The sequence below is a fragment of the Nocardia sp. FBN12 genome (assembly GCF_054031145.1).
The window spans coordinates 1,249,908-1,265,032 of sequence record NZ_CM132926.1 but is presented as its reverse complement, the minus strand read 5'-3'; the positions used below and the strand labels follow the sequence as shown (position 1 = coordinate 1,265,032).

The 15,125-nt window shown below is 66.6% G+C and carries 15 protein-coding genes; 3 read left to right on the top strand and 12 right to left on the bottom strand.

The window, feature by feature from the left end:
* Positions 1-118 precede the first annotated feature (118 nt).
* A complete protein-coding gene (locus tag ACWZHB_RS06310; RefSeq protein ID WP_427906974.1) occupies positions 119-871 on the bottom strand; it encodes an SDR family oxidoreductase in 753 nt (250 codons plus the stop codon).
* 102 nt (positions 872-973) lie between these two features.
* Here ACWZHB_RS06310 and ACWZHB_RS06305 point away from each other — a divergent pair, with 102 nt between their 5' ends.
* Positions 974-1,858, top strand: coding sequence for a helix-turn-helix transcriptional regulator (locus ACWZHB_RS06305; protein ID WP_427906973.1), 885 nt, complete (start codon positions 974-976; stop codon positions 1,856-1,858).
* Here ACWZHB_RS06305 and ACWZHB_RS06300 read toward each other — a convergent pair.
* Both ACWZHB_RS06300 and ACWZHB_RS06295 read right to left on the bottom strand, forming a co-directional pair.
* Positions 1,848-2,123: a YggT family protein gene (locus ACWZHB_RS06300; RefSeq protein WP_427906972.1), complete on the bottom strand. Its 276-nt coding sequence runs from the start codon at positions 2,121-2,123 to the stop codon at positions 1,848-1,850. The genes ACWZHB_RS06305 and ACWZHB_RS06300 overlap by 11 nt on opposite strands.
* Positions 2,124-2,308: 185 nt before the next feature.
* A complete protein-coding gene (locus tag ACWZHB_RS06295) occupies positions 2,309-3,196 on the bottom strand; it encodes an alpha/beta fold hydrolase (protein WP_427906971.1) in 888 nt (295 codons plus the stop codon).
* Between the two features lie 90 nt (positions 3,197-3,286).
* Here ACWZHB_RS06295 and ACWZHB_RS06290 point away from each other — a divergent pair, with 90 nt between their 5' ends.
* Positions 3,287-3,883 carry a TetR/AcrR family transcriptional regulator gene (locus ACWZHB_RS06290; RefSeq protein WP_427906970.1) on the top strand — a complete coding sequence of 199 codons (597 nt, stop codon included), beginning with the start codon at positions 3,287-3,289 and terminating at the stop codon, positions 3,881-3,883.
* 53 nt (positions 3,884-3,936) lie between these two features.
* Here the strand turns inward: ACWZHB_RS06290 and der are convergent, their stop codons facing one another.
* Genes der through scpB form a run of 4 tightly spaced genes read right to left on the bottom strand, consistent with a single transcriptional unit; the run spans position 3,937 to position 8,178 of the window.
* Positions 3,937-5,352, bottom strand: a complete 1,416-nt coding sequence (der, locus tag ACWZHB_RS06285; protein WP_427906969.1) for a ribosome biogenesis GTPase Der — start codon at positions 5,350-5,352, stop codon at positions 3,937-3,939.
* Positions 5,349-6,053, bottom strand: a complete 705-nt coding sequence (gene cmk, locus ACWZHB_RS06280; protein ID WP_427909099.1) for a (d)CMP kinase — start codon at positions 6,051-6,053, stop codon at positions 5,349-5,351. Before cmk ends, der begins: the two co-directional genes overlap by 4 nt.
* Positions 6,054-6,091: 38 nt before the next feature.
* A complete protein-coding gene (locus ACWZHB_RS06275) occupies positions 6,092-7,513 on the bottom strand; it encodes a pseudouridine synthase (protein WP_427906968.1) in 1,422 nt (473 codons plus the stop codon).
* Between the two features lie 8 nt (positions 7,514-7,521).
* Positions 7,522-8,178 carry an SMC-Scp complex subunit ScpB gene (gene scpB, locus ACWZHB_RS06270; protein ID WP_427906967.1) on the bottom strand — a complete coding sequence of 219 codons (657 nt, stop codon included), beginning with the start codon at positions 8,176-8,178 and terminating at the stop codon, positions 7,522-7,524.
* Positions 8,179-8,293: 115 nt separating this feature from the next.
* Here scpB and ACWZHB_RS06265 point away from each other — a divergent pair, with 115 nt between their 5' ends.
* Entirely contained in the window at positions 8,294-9,403 is a 1,110-nt protein-coding gene (locus ACWZHB_RS06265; protein WP_427906966.1) for an RNA-guided endonuclease InsQ/TnpB family protein, read from the top strand.
* 97 nt (positions 9,404-9,500) lie between these two features.
* Here ACWZHB_RS06265 and ACWZHB_RS06260 read toward each other — a convergent pair whose 3' ends face one another.
* The 5 genes from ACWZHB_RS06260 to ACWZHB_RS06240 all read right to left on the bottom strand — a co-directional run bounded on the left by ACWZHB_RS06260 (position 9,501) and on the right by ACWZHB_RS06240 (position 14,979).
* Positions 9,501-10,310, bottom strand: a complete 810-nt coding sequence (locus ACWZHB_RS06260; protein WP_427906965.1) for a segregation and condensation protein A — start codon at positions 10,308-10,310, stop codon at positions 9,501-9,503.
* Positions 10,311-10,498: 188 nt separating this feature from the next.
* Complete coding sequence (locus ACWZHB_RS06255; protein ID WP_228538008.1) at positions 10,499-11,332, bottom strand: ParA family protein; 834 nt, start codon at positions 11,330-11,332, stop codon at positions 10,499-10,501.
* A gap of 251 nt (positions 11,333-11,583) precedes the next feature.
* Entirely contained in the window at positions 11,584-12,516 is a 933-nt protein-coding gene (xerD, locus tag ACWZHB_RS06250) for a site-specific tyrosine recombinase XerD (RefSeq protein ID WP_427906964.1), read from the bottom strand.
* Positions 12,517-12,579: 63 nt separating this feature from the next.
* On the bottom strand, positions 12,580-13,236 hold the full coding sequence (locus tag ACWZHB_RS06245) for an NUDIX domain-containing protein (RefSeq protein ID WP_427906963.1): 657 nt from the start codon (positions 13,234-13,236) through the stop codon (positions 12,580-12,582).
* 21 nt (positions 13,237-13,257) lie between these two features.
* Positions 13,258-14,979, bottom strand: a complete 1,722-nt coding sequence (locus tag ACWZHB_RS06240; protein WP_427906962.1) for a CTP synthase — start codon at positions 14,977-14,979, stop codon at positions 13,258-13,260.
* Positions 14,980-15,125 lie beyond the last annotated feature (146 nt).

Below are 15,125 nucleotides of genomic sequence, written 5' to 3'. Positions count from 1 at the left end.
CCTTCGAGTATCCAGGCAATCCGGGCACGGCCGTACCAATTCGGCCACGAAAACGACTGCGGCCGAACCGTTTCGGGCTGCCCCGGTCAGCGCCCCGCCGACCGGGGCAGTTGCTCGGTTACCCCTGTTCGGTGGGGACGACGACGAGTTCGGCGATGTTGACTCGGCGTGGTGCCGAGACGGCATAGGCGATCGCGTCGGCGATGTCTTCGGGGACCAGGATTTCCAGTCCGTCCCGCCATTCGCCGAGTTCGGCGCGGCGGGTGTCGTCGCGCATTCCGGCGCCGAGTTCAGTGCCGACGAATCCGGGTTCGACGTTCTTGACCCGAACGCCGCGCGGGCCGAACTCGGCGCGCAGGTTGCGGGTCAGGTGCGCTACCGCCGCCTTGGTAGCGCAATAGACGCCGTAGTTCGGGAACGCGACGTGGCCGCCGATGGAACCGACGAGCACCAGGTCAGCAGTGCGGCCCGCGGCCGCGGTGGCGAGCAGGTCGTCGATGAATGCTCTTCCGGTGTAGAGCAATCCGTTGAGATTGGTCCCGACCATCTGATCCCATTCGTCGATCTCGGCCTGTTCGAACGGTGCGCCGAGCATGGCACCCGCGTTCGCGACGACCAGATCCACGGAGCCGAACTCGGCACGCACCTGGGATGCGGCATCCAGGACCGACTGCCGCACGCTCACGTCGACGGTCACCGCGAGGGCGTTCGCGCCGATACTCTGCGCGAGTTCTTCGAGCCGATCCTTGCGCCGCCCGAGCAGCGCTACCCGCATGCCGTCCGCCGCCAGCCGACGCGCGGTGGCAGCGCCGATCCCGCTGGATGCTCCGGTGACGACGGCGATCCGGCCTTCGATGTTGGTGTTTGTCATGGCCACAACGTTCGTCGCGGTTCTCGACGCCTGCCAGGTCGGAAACTTCCTGGTAGTGGCAGGGCCACCCAGCCGCCGCGAGGTCGGCATACCCTCGAAGGCATGGATTCCGACAGCAGTCTCGGTGCGTTCCTGCGCGCTCGACGCCAGCAGGTGCGTCCCGAGGAGTTCGGGATGGCCGGTGGCGGTCAACGCCGGGTGGCCGGACTGCGGCGCGAGGAAGTGGCCATGCTGGCCGGGATGAGCGCCGATTACTACATCCGGCTCGAACAGGGCCGTGACAAGCATCCGTCCGATCAGATCGTAGCGGCGCTGGCCCGGGTGTTCTCGCTCGACGACGACGGCATCGCACACCTGCGGGAACTGGCGCGCCCGGCACCCCGACGCACCCGCGCACCGCGACGGCCGGAACGAGTCACACCGAGCCTGCTGCGCCTGATGCGCACCTGGTCGGACACGCCGGCGCTGGTGTACGGCCGGCACATGGATGTCCTGGCCGCGACACCGCTGGCCGTCGCGCTCAATTCCTGTTCGGCGCCGGGAGTCAATCAGGTCAGAATGGTGTTCCTGGATCCCGAAGCACGCAACGTTTTTCCGGATTGGCCGAGAATCGCAGCGGAGACCGTGGCCGGTCTGCGGGCCGGCGCGGGCACCGATCTCGATGACCCACGTCTGACCGAGCTGGTGGGCGAACTGTCGTTGAAGAGCGAAGATTTCCGCCGCCTCTGGGCCAAGCACGACGTCCGCGCGAAAACCGCCGGGGAGAAACGTTTCGTCCATCCCCTGGTCGGCGAGATCGGCTTGTCCTACGAGACATTCACGGTCAACGGCGCGCCGGGCCAGACACTTGTCGTCTACCACGCCGAGCCGGGCTCCGACGCCGAACAGTCACTGGCCCTGCTGGCGGGCCTCACCGTCGACGCCGCGCCCGCGCGCTCACCGGCAGCGGACCGGCCCGTCGGCAGCACCACCTCGACTACAGACTGAAGGCGACCGCCCGCAAGATCAGGACGGCGATGAACACGGCCGTGAAGGCCAGGTCAAGGGAGAAGTCGCCGATCCGGATCGGCTTCAGCACTGTGCGGACCGGGGCGATCACCGGTTCGGTCGCGGCATGGGTCACTTCCCGCGCCTTGCGCGCCCATTGCGGACCGTTGCCCAGCGCCTCGATCCAGTCCACCACCATCCGGGCGATCAGCAGCAGCAAGAAGATGGTCAACGCGTAGCCGACCAGGGTTCCGATAAGACTCATGACGCACTCCCTCGCGGAGGCCACAGCGGACCTCTTACCGCTTTCAACGTGCCCGACATTGCCAAGGTGTCCACCACCCGGTTGTTCTCAGTCGATTATCAGGCCTGCGGTCGTGATCGTCGTCGTGATCGCGCGCGCGGCGTGGTGGCACCTGGACGGCAATGTCGAGTCGCGGCAGGCGTCGACTACTCGCTGTGCCGGGCGTCAGTCGGCTCGTACCGGCGGGTGAAGTCGAGAATTCGGGCCGTCACCAGCTTCGGAATCTCATGGAAGATGCCGTGCCCGGCGCCGGGGAAGATCTCGACTTCGCAGGTACGCACGTTGTCGAGCAGCCGCTGCCGCGCCAGTTGGTTGTCGACAACCTGTGACTCCGACCCGAACAGCGCCGCGGTCGGCGTCGTGATCATCGCCAACCGCTCGTCGGTGAACATCTTCGGGTAACCGATCGCGGGGGCATAGCCCAGTGATGCCTTCACACCATCGAATTCCGCGTCGGTCAGCGTGACACCAGGATTGAGTTTCGCGTTCATCTTGCGCAGGTTCTTGTCGGTCGGGTGCGCGCCGATACGGATCATCGTCCACAGCAGGCTCCATTTGATCTTGGTCAGCGTGCCGCCGGGCTCGATCACGGTCAGGCTCGCCAACCGTCGCTGCTGCGTGGTGGCGATGACCAGCGCCTGCCAACCACCCTGCGAGTAGCCGACCAGATGGACTCGGTTCACGCCGAGACCGTCGAGGAGTTCGCCGAACCAGGTGCCGAAACCGGCTTCGTCGATCGGCGCGGTCTGCTCGCTGAGACCGGGAGCGCCGATCATTTCGGGCATGTAGACGACGTGATCGCGGGCGAAGTCCTCGATCACATGGTTCCAGGCCAGGCTGTTGGCGCCGAGTGAGTGCATCAGCACGATCGGCACACCGTCGCCCGCACCGGCTTCGCGGACGCGAGTGGATCCGAAGGAGGTGGGAATGTCGACCACGGTCGACGGAATCGGCCACTGCTTTTCCAGTTCCCGATAGGTCCGCAGGTACTCCTCGCGCGCCTTGTCGTTCTTGAATCGCCCGATCTTGGCCATAACCACCCCTGTTTCTCGTTGGTGATATCACCGTACCACAAAGATGGTATGGGCGTACCATGAAAACCTGCCGGGACAGAAGGAGGCGGAATGCCGCGTTTGGCCGATCACGAAGAACGGCGCAGATCGATCACCGGTGCTGCGCGGCAGGTCATCGCCCGAGGCGGGCTCGACGCAGCGACATTCCAGTCCGTCGCCGCGGAAGCCGGGGTCTCGGTGCGGTCGGTGCAGTACTACTTCGGCACCAAGCGGGAGTTCCTGCTCGCCACCCACCGTGCGGTCGTCGAGGATTCCGGCGCGCGGTTGGCGCAGGGGTTCACGACCCTGGGCCCCGGTGCCGGCCCTCGCGATATCGTTCGCACGATCCTGCTCGCGCTACTCCCTCTCGACGAACCGAGCAGGCAGAACGCGGTCATTCTCGGCATTTTCCACGCGGCGGCACTCACCGGCACCGACATCGACTCCGCGGACACCGCAGGGGCGCCCAACTACATCGTCGATGCGGTCGCGGGCCAACTGCGCCAGTTGCGCGGGCCCGAGGCCGACGAGCAAGCGCTCATCGCTGATGCCGAGGTGATCCTGCTCGCGCTCGGCGGGCTGGCACAGGGCATGCTCACCAACGACGACTACGCCTCGCGCGCAACAGAATTGGTCGACCACCTGCTGGACCGCGTGCTCGACGCCTGAAACACGTAGAGCCCCGGCGATATTCGCCGGGGCTCTACTCGTGCACGCGCGAATTACTTCTTGCGTTCCTTCTTCTCGCGCACACGCACCGAGATGCGCACCGGCGAACCGTCGAAGCCGAACTCCTCACGCAGGCGGCGCTCCAGGAAGCGGCGGTAGCCTGCCTCGAGGAAGCCGGTGGTGAACAGCACGAACGTCGGCGGGCGGGTGCTCGCCTGGGTGGCGAACATGACGCGGGGCTGACGGCCGCCACGCATCGGCGGCGGAGTGGCCGCGATGACTTCCTTGAGCCAGGTGTTGAGGCGGCCGGTGGAGATGCGCTTGTCCCAGGACTCGAGCGCGGTCTCCATCTGCGGCACCAGTTTCGCCACGGCACGACCGGTATGGGCGGAGATGTTGACCCGCTGGGCCCACGGCACCCGCACCAGATCGCGATCGATCTCACGCTCGAGCATGTAGCGGCGGTCCTCGTCGACCAGGTCCCACTTGTTGAACGCCAGCACCAGCGCGCGACCGGAGTCGGCGACCAGGCTGATCACGCGCAGGTCCTGTTCGGTGATCGGCACCGAGGCGTCGATCAGCATGATCGCGACCTCGGAGGCCTCCAGCGCCGACTTCGTCCGCAGCGAGGCGTAGAACTCGGTGCCGGTGGCATTGGAGACCTTGCGGCGCAGACCGCCGGTGTCGACGAACTTCCAGGTCTTGCCGCCCAGCTCGACCAGCGAGTCGACCGGGTCGACGGTGGTGCCCGCGACATCGTGGACCACCGAACGCTCATCGCCTGCCAGCTTGTTGAGCAGGCTGGACTTGCCGACGTTCGGCTTGCCGACCAGGGCCACGCGACGCGGTCCCGCGACAGCGGTGCCTTCGCGCGGGGTCTCGGGCAACGCGCTGAGCACGTCGTCGAGGAGGTCACCGGTGCCACGACCGTGCGCGGCCGAGACCATACGCGGCTCGCCCAGACCCAGCGACCACAGCGACGCAGCCTCGAGTTCGACCTTCTGGTCGTCGACCTTGTTGGCCACCAGGATCACCGGGATCTTGGAGCGGCGCAGCTTGCGCACCGCGGCCTCGTCGGTCGTGGTCGCGCCGACGGTGGCGTCGACGACGAGCAGGATCGCGTCGGCGGTCTCCATCGCCACCTCGGCCTGGCGTGCGACGTGCTGCTGCAGACCCTTGGCGTCGGGTTCCCAACCGCCGGTGTCCTGCACCATGAAACGGCGCCCGGCCCAGTTGGCCTCGTACGAAATACGGTCACGGGTCACACCCGGAACGTCTTCGACCACCGCTTCGCGGCGGCCGAGAATGCGGTTGACCAGGGTCGATTTGCCCACATTCGGGCGCCCGACCACGGCCAGCGTCGGCATCGCGACGTGCTGTTCACCTTCGCCGTCGGAGTCGATGTCGAGGACATCCCATTCGGACTCGTCGGTCCAGGTTCCGTCGCCTACGAGAATCTCTTCGATCATCGCGGACCTCCTGTCGTGGCCGAAAGCTGCTGAGCCACCACGCGATACAGCTCCTCGATGGTCTGTGCCATCGACAGGTCGCTGGTGTCGACGAGCACCGCGTCGGCGGCGGGGCGCAACGGCGACACTGTGCGGGTGGAGTCGAGGGTGTCGCGACGCTGCACGTCGGCCAGCACGGCCGCGTAATCGTCGCCGCGGCCCTCGCGGATGTTCTGTGCGTTACGCCGCTCGGCGCGTGCCTGCGCGGAGGCGGTGAGATAGATCTTGGCGTCGGCGCCGGTGAGCACGACGGTGCCGATATCGCGGCCTTCGACCACGATGCGCCCGGCCGTCGCCGCGATCTCCTGCTGCAGGGCCACGAGCTGCTCGCGCACCTGCGCCACCGCGGAGACGGCGGAGACCGCCTTGGTGACGGCGTCGCCGCGGATCTCGGCCGAGACGTCCTCGCCGTCGAGTTCGATGACCTCGTGGCTGGGGTCGGTGCCGATCGAAAGCGGCATTCCCGCAACGGTTTCGGTGATCGCGACCGCATCGGTCAGCTCGACGCCCGCACGCAGCACGCACAGGGTCGCGACCCGGTACATGGCGCCGGTGTCGAGGTAGCGGGCGCCGAGGCGCGCCGCGAGGCGACGCGACACACTGGACTTGCCGGTGCCGGAGGGCCCGTCCATCGCGACGACGAGCGTCGAATCATCGGTCATCCGGCCGCCGGCGAATTCCAGGGGAAAGTCCACACCGTTCACAGCTGCACCGCCTCGTAGAGTTTGCCGATCTCGTCGCGGCCGAGCACCCGCAGCGTGCCGGGACGCTGGTCACCCAGTGCCACCGGGCCGAGGTGGGTGCGCACCAGCCGGATCACCGGGTGGCCGACCTCGTCGAGCAGCCTACGCACGATGTGCTTGCGGCCCTCGTGCAACACGAGCTTCACCAGCGACCGGCCCTGGTAGGCCTCGAGCACCATGAACTTGTCGACCTTGGCGGGCCCGTCCTCGAGCTCGACGCCTTCGCGCAAGCGCTTACCGACCAGGCGGTAGTTCACCTCGCCGTCGACGGTGGCCAAGTAGGTCTTGGGAACTTCGAACGAGGGGTGCATCAGGCGATGCGCCATCTCGCCGTCATTGGTGACCAGCAGCAGGCCCTCGGTGTCGGCATCCAGACGGCCGACGTGGAACAGGCGCTGACCGGCGGCGATCCGCTCGGCGATGATATCGCCGACGCAGGGGCGCCCCAGATCGTCGGACATGGTGCACTGCCAGCCCTTGGGCTTGTTCATCACCAGGTGCACCAGTTCGTCGCGCACCACGACACGGGTGCCGTCGACGCGCACGACCGCGTTCTCGGCGTCGATGCGCAGACCCTGCTCACGCACGATCTTGCCGTCGACCTCGACGCGACCGGCGGCGATCATCTCCTCGGCGGCGCGGCGCGAAGCCACACCCGCCTTGGCGAGGACCTTCTGCAGACGTTCGCCTTCGCCCCACGGGAGCTTCTTGGGACCCTCGGTGACGTCGGAGTGCTGGTGACGCGCGGGCTTGGCGTTGTTCAGGATCGTCGGAGCGACAACCTTCTTCTGCGGCTTCGTGCTCTTCTTGCGAGCCGCGAAGGCCTGCGTTCCGGCCGACGCGCCGCTGCGCTGACCAGCCGTGCCACCACGCTGCACGTCACCACGCGGGTAGCCGCCACCGCTGGAAGCACCGGTGCCGCGACGGTCGTCACGCTGACCTGCGCCCGCGGAGCCGCCACGCTGGTAACCACCGGCGGCAGGGCCACGACGGTCGCCACCGGCGGGGGTGCCGCGACCGGCAGGGGCACTGCGTCGATCGTCACGCTGGTACCCACCGGGCGCACTGCCACGACGGTCACCACCGGTGGACGCACCACGACGGTCATCACGCTGGTACCCACCACCGGTGGACCCACGACGACCGCCGGATTCGGCGTCACGCTGGAAGCTGCCGGCGGACCGGGCTGCTGTCTGATTGCCGCGCTGGAAGCCACCCGCGCCGGTGCCGCGGCGGGCGGGAGCCGCCCCGCGGGAGCCACCCTGCCCGGTGCGCGCACTGTCGCCACGGTTACCCGCGGTTCGATTCGCGCCACTTCGGGGCTGGTCGCTGCGATTTCTTCGATCCGGTGTGCCATCTCGGCGAGCGGAATTATTCATCTGTCCTGTCAATCGTCGGTGCCGAGATCCATGTCGGACTCGGCGGGTTTCTTCAGCCTGGTGAACCGGGGATCGGTTTCCAGGCTCTCGCTGATCTCGTCGATCAGATCGACGCCGGGAAGCAGCGGCGCCAGCAGTGGCAGGTCGCCGAGAGAGGCGAGCCCGATCCGTTCGAGGAACAACTCGGTGGTGCGGTACAGCGTGCCGTTGGTTTCGGGGTCCTGACCCGCTTCCGCGATCAAGCCTCTGGCCAGCAGCGTGCGCATCACTCCGTCGACGTTCACCCCTCGGACCGCGCTGACCCGCATGCGGGTCACCGGCTGGCGGTAGGCGACCACCGCCAAGGTTTCCAAGGCGGCCCGAGTGAGTTTCGTCCGGGCCCCGTCGAGCAGTACCCGCTCGACATAGGGCGCGTACTCCTGTCGAGTATAGAAGCGCCATCCGTCACCGACGAAACGCAGGTCGATGCCGCTGCCCCGTTCGGTCAGTTCCGCCGCCATCGCGCGCAGCACGGGTTCGACGCGCTCGGTGGTGTCGTCCAGGGCCGCTGCCAGCTGTTCTGTAGGCGCCGGGGCGTCGACGACGAGCAGCATCGCCTCCAGTGCCGACCGCAGTTCGAGGTCGTCGAGTGGCTCGGAGGTGAATTCCGCCACTGCTTCGGTCATGTTGTCCCTTTCTGACGGGGCTCGTCCGGTCGAATGGCAAGGAAAACCAGTTCCGCCAGGGCCAGCGGGTACATCGGCCCCACCTTCTTACATTCTGATGCAGTATTGTGTGAGCATGGCGAAGGTGGTGAAGCGGGCATACAAGTTCCGCATCTACCCGTCCACCATTCAAGCGTCGGAGCTGTTGCGCACCTTCGGGTGCGTTCGTACAGTCTGGAACATGGCACTGGATGCCAGGCAGCGGCGCTATGCCATCGAGTCCAGGTCCACGACTTATGTGCAGGCTTCCGCAGAGCTGACAGAGTGGAAGAAGACCGCAGAGCTCACCTTCCTGAACGAGGTGTCGTCCGTGCCGTTGCAACAAACGTTGCGGCATCAGCAGACGGCGTTCGCCGCGTTCTTCGCCAAGCGCGCTCGATACCCCAGGTTCAAGTCCCGTAAGAAGTCCCGGGCATCGGCGGAGTACACCCGGTCCGGATTTCGGTGGCGAGACGGGCAGCTCACCCTGGCGAAGATGGCCGAACCCCTCGATATTCGATGGTCGCGCCCCTTGCCCGCCGGTGCCACACCGTCGACGGTGACAGTCTCTCGCGACAGTGCTGGACGGTGGTTTGCCTCCCTGCTCGTTGAGGAACGGATCGCCGAGCTGACGTCCACGGACAACAACGTAGGCGTGGACGTCGGCCTCACATCGCTGGCTACGCTGTCCACTGGGGAGAAGATCGCCAATCCGCGTCACGAGCGGGCCGACCGAGCCAAGCTGGCGAAGGCACAGCGCAACCTGTCCCGCAAAGTCAAGGGTTCGAACAACCGGAAGAAGGCTCGGCAGAAGGTCGGTCGTATTCACGCGCGGATCACCGACCGCCGCACCGATTTCCTTCACAAACTGTCTACGAGGCTGATCCGCGAGAACCAAACGGTCGCTATCGAAGACTTGACGGTGCGTAACATGGTCGCCAACCACGCGTTTGCCCGAGCAATCTCGGATGCAAGCTGGCGGCAACTGCGCTTCATGCTCGAGTACAAGGCGGACTGGTACGGCCGCGAAGTGCTGGTGGTGGATCGTTGGTATCCGTCTACCCGGGTGTGTTCGCACTGTGGCGCCTTGGGCGACAAGCTGCCGTTGAACGTTCGAAAGTGGAAGTGCCGCCCCTGTGGCACGGCCCATGATCGCGACGTTAACGCTGCCCGCAACATCCTCGCTGCCGGGCTGGCAGAGAGATGAAACGCCTGTGGAGTCGGTGTAAGTCCGCAAAGGAGTTCTCCTTTCCGGCATCTGACGGTGAAGCAGGAACTCCCCGTCCTCGCGGGCGGGGAGGAAGTCAACCGTAGTCCTCCTCGAAGGTCAATGCCGCTGCTTCCGCGTCAGGGTCGAGCTCGCCCAGCCAGCTGACAGCCAACGGCCCGAGTGGATCGGGTTGGTCGAAGGCGATGGTCTTACCGCGGTACAGCTCCAACAACGCCAGGAACCGCGCCACGATTTCCACCGGGACTGTGCAGTCGACCACCAATTCGGCGAAGGTCGTCCAGCCGCCCGGACCGCGTTCCTTCAACAGAGCGAGCACCAACTCGGCCTGCTCGGCGACCGAGATGGTGTGCATGTGCAGATGCCCGAGCCCTACCTCGGGGATCGGGCGTGGCCGGAAAGCCGCCGCCGCGATCTCGGCGAACGCGGCGATGTCCACCCCGAGGGTGACCTCGGGCAGCAGCCCTTCGAACTGCTCCTCGAGCGCCACCGAGCGCGGATACCGGCGCAGGGCCGCGGCTTCCAGCTCGGCGAGCAGTTCGGCCACCTGCTTGAACGCGCGGTATTGCAGCAGGCGCGCGAACAGCAGGTCGCGCGCGTCGAGGAGTTCGAGATCGTCGGCGTCGGTCATCTCACCCGAGGGCAGCAGCCGAGCCGCTTTGAGATCCAGCAAAGTGGCGGCGACGACGAGGAATTCGGTGGTCTGATCGAGAATCTTGTCCGCGCGCAGCTTGGTGTTCTCGGCCAGCTCGGCGGTCAATGCCTTGGTGTAGGCGATGAATTCGTCGGTGACCTGGTGCAGCGCGACTTCGGTGACATCGAGTTTGCGCGAGCTGATCAACGTCAGCAACAGATCGAACGGCCCCTCGAAATTGGTGAGCCGCAAGTGAAATACAGAGTCTTTGGCGGCTGGCGCCGCGGGTTCTCGGCCCTGAGGCCTCGATTCTTCCCTCCCGCCGGGCACTCCTTCGTCGCACCCTCTGGTCAGTCCAGAATCAAGGCGGCCGAGAACTGGGGATTCAGGGGCGGAGTCAGAGTCTTCGGGTACTGCTTGCACCGCAGGTGTAGCTCCGATCACCGGCCAGACCGGTGGATGACTTCACGTGCCATCGCTCGATAGGACTCGGCGCCGCCCGATTTCGGCGACCAGGTGGTGATCGGCTCACCGGCGACGCTGGCGTCGGGGAAGCGCACGGTGCGCGAGATGGCGGTGTCGTAGACCAGATCGCCGAACACCTCGACCACGCGCGACATCACCTGACGCGAATGCAGCAGCCGTGCATCGAACATGGTGACCACGATGCCGTAGAGGCTCAGCCGCGGGTTGAGGCGGTCGCGCACCTTCTCGACGGTGTCGTTGAGCAGGGCGAGCCCGCGCAGCGAGAAATACTCGCATTCCATCGGAATGATCACGCCGTCGGAACAGGCCAGCGCGTTCACCGTGAGCAGGCCGAGCGAGGGCTGGCAGTCGATGAGGATGTAGTCATAGCGATCGCGCACGCCGTGCAGGGCGCGACCCAGCGACTGTTCGCGGCCGACCTCGTTGACCAGCTGGATCTCGGCCGCCGATAGGTCGATGTTGCTGGGTAACAGGTCCATGCCGTCGACCTTGGTGGTCTGCAGCACGTCGTCGACCTTCGCCTTACCGCCGATCAGCAGGTCGTGCACGGTGAGATCGAGATCGTGGTGTGCCACACCGAGTCCGGCCGAGAGCGCACCCTGCGGGTCGAGGTCGACCAGCAGCACGCGACGACCGTATTCGGCCAGTGCCGCACCGAGATTGATGGTCGAGGTGGTTTTTCCGACCCCGCCCTTCTGATTGCACATGGCGACAACGAGCGCGTCGCCGTGCCGCTGGACCTGCGGTGGATCTGGGACCAGTCGCAGCGGCCGGCCGGTCGGGCCCATCTCGACGGGCTCGGTGACCTGTTCCGGTCCACCGTCCCACGGTGTTTCCGCTGTCGTCACGATCCGCTGCTCCTTATACGTTTTCCTTGCCGGTAACCCCTGTCGAGGGTAGCGAGGCCGATCCGCCGACCGGTTCGCTTTCGTACGGTCCAACTCTGGGTAGACGCTACCGCTCGGACCGGTGAGGTACAGCATGGCAACGCCGGGCGTGTTCGCACGATACCTGTTCAGCGCATATCGGGGGTGCCGGTTCACGTGGCGCGCGGATGGGCCGTGGCCCACACTTCGCGCAAGGTACTCACCGTTACAAGGGTGTAGATCTGGGTCGTGGTCACCGAGGCATGGCCGAGCAGTTCCTGCACCACCCGCACATCGGCGCCACCGTCGAGCAGGTGGGTGGCGAAGGAATGGCGCAGGGTGTGCGGCGACACCGTCGCCCCGATTCCGGCACGTTCGGCGGCGGTCTGCAATACCTGCCACGCGCTCTGCCGGGACAGTCTGCCGCCACGGGCGTTGAGGAAAAGCGCTCCGCCGGAACCTTTTCCGCTCGCGGCCAGGGTGGGTCGACCGCGCACCAGATACGCGTCGACGGCCGCGAGAGCCGGGCGGCCGATCGGGACGAGGCGCTGTTTTCCGCCCTTGCCGTGCAGCACCACACAGCGTTGCTCGGCGTCGATGTCGTCGACGTCGAGCCCGACCATCTCCGAAATGCGCGCGCCCGTGGAATAGAGCAGCTCCAGCAGTGCCCGGTCGCGCAGTCCACGCGGTCCACCGCCGGAATCCTCCGGTTCGCCGCCCGCCGATTCGAGCAGTCGCAGAACCTGGTCGTAGGGCAGCGCTTTGGGCAACCGGCGACCCGGCGCGGGCGGTTTCACCGCGTGCGCCACATCGGTGTCGGTGATGCCCTCGGCGGCGGCGAACCGGTGCAGCCCGCGTACCGCGATCAATGCCCTCGCCACCGAACCCGCGGCCAGCGCAGGATGATCGGCGCCGCCAGAACGCAACGCCATCGTGAATTCGGCGACATCACCTTGGACCACCGCGCTCAAGCTGTCGACCCCGCGACCGGTGAGGAAATTCCGGTAGCGGGCCAGGTCGCGGCGGTAGGCGCCGAGGGTGTTGCGCGCGGCTCCGCGTTCGACCGTCAAGTGGTCGAGGTAGGCGTCGATCTCCCGCTCGAGCACGCTCGCCCGCCTAGTCCCCGCCGACCGAGACGGCGGAATCGGGGGTCGAAACGTGGGCCGTGGTCACGCGTGGTTACCGCGAGACGGCGCCTCGGCGGCCTTACGCCGCAGGAACGTCGTCGGCTGACCGGGCCACGGCGCGTCGGGCGCGCGCAACGCCACCCCACTCGCCTCGGCCGCGGCGTAGGCGAGCACCCCGGCGACCGCGGTCGCGTTCACGATCTCCCCGGCCAGCGCGGCCCGCACCGCCTCGTCAAGTGGCATCCGCACCAGCTCGAGATCGGCTTCCTCATGCTCGGGGTCGGGCCGGTCGGTGACGCTGAGACCGGTCGCGAAGAACACCCGAAGCGCCTCGTCGGTGAAACCCGGCGACAACGCCACATCCACCAGCACCGACCATTGCGCGGCGGCGAGCCCCGTCTCCTCGGCCAGCTCACGCTTGGCCGCGGTGAGCGGGTCCTCACCGTCGATGTCGAGCAGCCCGGCGGGCAGTTCCAGCAGCCGGGTACCGATCGGATGCCGGTACTGACGGATCAACACGACATTGCCGTCGTCGTCGAGCGCGAGCACCGCGACAGCACCGTGGTGCTCGATCACCTCGCGCTCGGCGACCCGCCCGTCCGGCATCCTGACCTGATCCTGGCGCAGGGCCAGGATCGCGCCGCTGTAGAGCACCCGGCTCGACACCGTCTCGAAGTCGTGACTACCGGGCTCGCTCATGCGTTCCTATCGCCGAATTTCCTACGCTTGCGCGGGCTGCTCCGCGAGCTCTTCCTCCGGGAAGTCTACGGGAAGCCGTTCGGCCAGTTTGTATTTCAACGCGGCGTAGATCAGCGCCGCGAACAGCGGATGCGGCCGGGTCGGACGGCTCTTGAGCTCCGGATGCGCCTGGGTGGCGACGAAGAACGGATGCACCGAAGCCGGATACTCGACGAACTCCACCAGGTGCCCGTCGGGCGAGGTGCCGGAGAACACCAGCCCACTCTTGGCGATGGCGTCACGGTAGGAGTTGTTCACCTCGAACCGGTGCCGGTGCCGCTCGGACACGTTCTCGGTGCCGTACGCCTGCGCGACGACCGAGCCCTTCTTCAACGTGGCGGGGTAGGCGCCCAGTCGCATTGTGCCGCCCAGATCGGCTTCACCGGCGACAACGTCTTCCTGGTCGGCCATGGTCGAGATGACCGGGTTCTTGGTGTCGGGCTCGAACTCGGCCGAGTTCGCGTCGGCGATACCGACCGAACGCGCAGCCTCGATGACCACACACTGCAGACCCAGGCACAGCCCGAGCAGCGGGATACCGCGGTGGCGGGCGTAGCCGATCGCGCCGAGCTTGCCCTCGATACCGCGAATACCGAACCCACCGGGAATCAGCACGGCGTCGACATCACGCAGCGCCGCCTGCGCGCCGACCTCGGTCTCGCATTCGTCCGACGGCACCCAGCGGATGTTCACCTTGGCGCGATGCGCGAAACCGCCCGCCCGCAGCGCCTCGGTCACCGACAGGTAGGCATCCGGGAGATCGACGTACTTGCCGACCAGCGCCACCTCGACGGTCTCGCGCGGGGAATGCACGCGATCGAGCAGATCGCCCCACACCTTCCAGTCCACATCGCGGAACGGCAGCCCGAGCTTGCGCACCACGTAGGCATCGAGACCCTCGCTGTGCAGCACCTTCGGGATGTCGTAGATCGACGGCGCGTCCGGCGTGGAGATGCACGCCTCCACGTCGACGTCGCACATCAGCGCGATCTTGTTCTTGAGCCCCTGCGGCACCTCACGGTCGCAACGCAGGATCAGCGCGTCGGGCTGGATACCGATATTGCGCAGCGCGGCCACCGAATGCTGCGTCGGCTTGGTCTTGAGCTCACCCGAGGGCGCCAGATACGGCACCAGCGACACATGCAGGAAGAACACGTTGTCGCGACCCACATCGTGACGGATCTGGCGGGCCGCCTCGAGGAACGGCTGCGACTCGATGTCACCGACGGTGCCACCGATCTCGGTGATCACCACATCCGGCACATGCCCCTCGAGATCGGGACCCTGCATCGCGAGGATGCGACTCTTGATCTCGTCGGTGATATGCGGGATGACCTGCACCGTATCGCCCAGATACTCGCCGCGGCGTTCCTTGGCGATCACGGTCGAATAGATCTGACCGGTGGTCACGTTCGCGTCCATCGTGAGATCGCGATCGAGGAAACGCTCGTAATGGCCCACGTCCAGGTCGGTCTCGGCGCCGTCTTCGGTGACGAACACCTCGCCGTGCTGGAACGGGTTCATGGTGCCCGGATCGACATTGAGATACGGGTCGAGCTTCTGCATCGTCACCCGCATACCGCGCGCGGTCAGGAGCTGACCGAGGCTGGAAGCGGTGAGACCCTTACCCAATGAGGAGGCGACGCCACCGCTCACGAAGATGTGCTTGGTGGCACTTTTAGCCTGATTCCGTTGATGACCCACGGACCACCACTGTACCGCTAGTCCGCCTCTCCGCGTATTTTGCCGGTCGTTTGCGGGCGGCGTGTTGGGTTCGCGGACCGGCGGAGAGGCGCTGAGCGGCCTCTGGGCGTGCCCGGTGAGTTACCCATGTACTCGCGAGATCGGGA

Coding starts and splice junctions, on each gene's coding strand:
- ACWZHB_RS06245 (WP_427906963.1), bottom strand. CDS start 13,236: ATGAGCGAGCCCGGTAGTCACGACTTCGAGACGGTGTCGAGCCGGGTG.
- ACWZHB_RS06265 (WP_427906966.1), top strand. CDS start 8,294: ATGGCGAAGGTGGTGAAGCGGGCATACAAGTTCCGCATCTACCCGTCC.
- ACWZHB_RS06290 (WP_427906970.1), top strand. CDS start 3,287: ATGCCGCGTTTGGCCGATCACGAAGAACGGCGCAGATCGATCACCGGT.
- ACWZHB_RS06295 (WP_427906971.1), bottom strand. CDS start 3,196: ATGGCCAAGATCGGGCGATTCAAGAACGACAAGGCGCGCGAGGAGTAC.
- ACWZHB_RS06310 (WP_427906974.1), bottom strand. CDS start 871: ATGACAAACACCAACATCGAAGGCCGGATCGCCGTCGTCACCGGAGCA.
- scpB (WP_427906967.1), bottom strand. CDS start 8,178: ATGACCGAAGCAGTGGCGGAATTCACCTCCGAGCCACTCGACGACCTC.
- ACWZHB_RS06305 (WP_427906973.1), top strand. CDS start 974: ATGGATTCCGACAGCAGTCTCGGTGCGTTCCTGCGCGCTCGACGCCAG.
- cmk (WP_427909099.1), bottom strand. CDS start 6,053: ATGACCGATGATTCGACGCTCGTCGTCGCGATGGACGGGCCCTCCGGC.
- der (WP_427906969.1), bottom strand. CDS start 5,352: ATGATCGAAGAGATTCTCGTAGGCGACGGAACCTGGACCGACGAGTCC.
- ACWZHB_RS06255 (WP_228538008.1), bottom strand. CDS start 11,332: ATGGGCCCGACCGGCCGGCCGCTGCGACTGGTCCCAGATCCACCGCAG.
- ACWZHB_RS06300 (WP_427906972.1), bottom strand. CDS start 2,123: ATGAGTCTTATCGGAACCCTGGTCGGCTACGCGTTGACCATCTTCTTG.
- ACWZHB_RS06275 (WP_427906968.1), bottom strand. CDS start 7,513: ATGAATAATTCCGCTCGCCGAGATGGCACACCGGATCGAAGAAATCGC.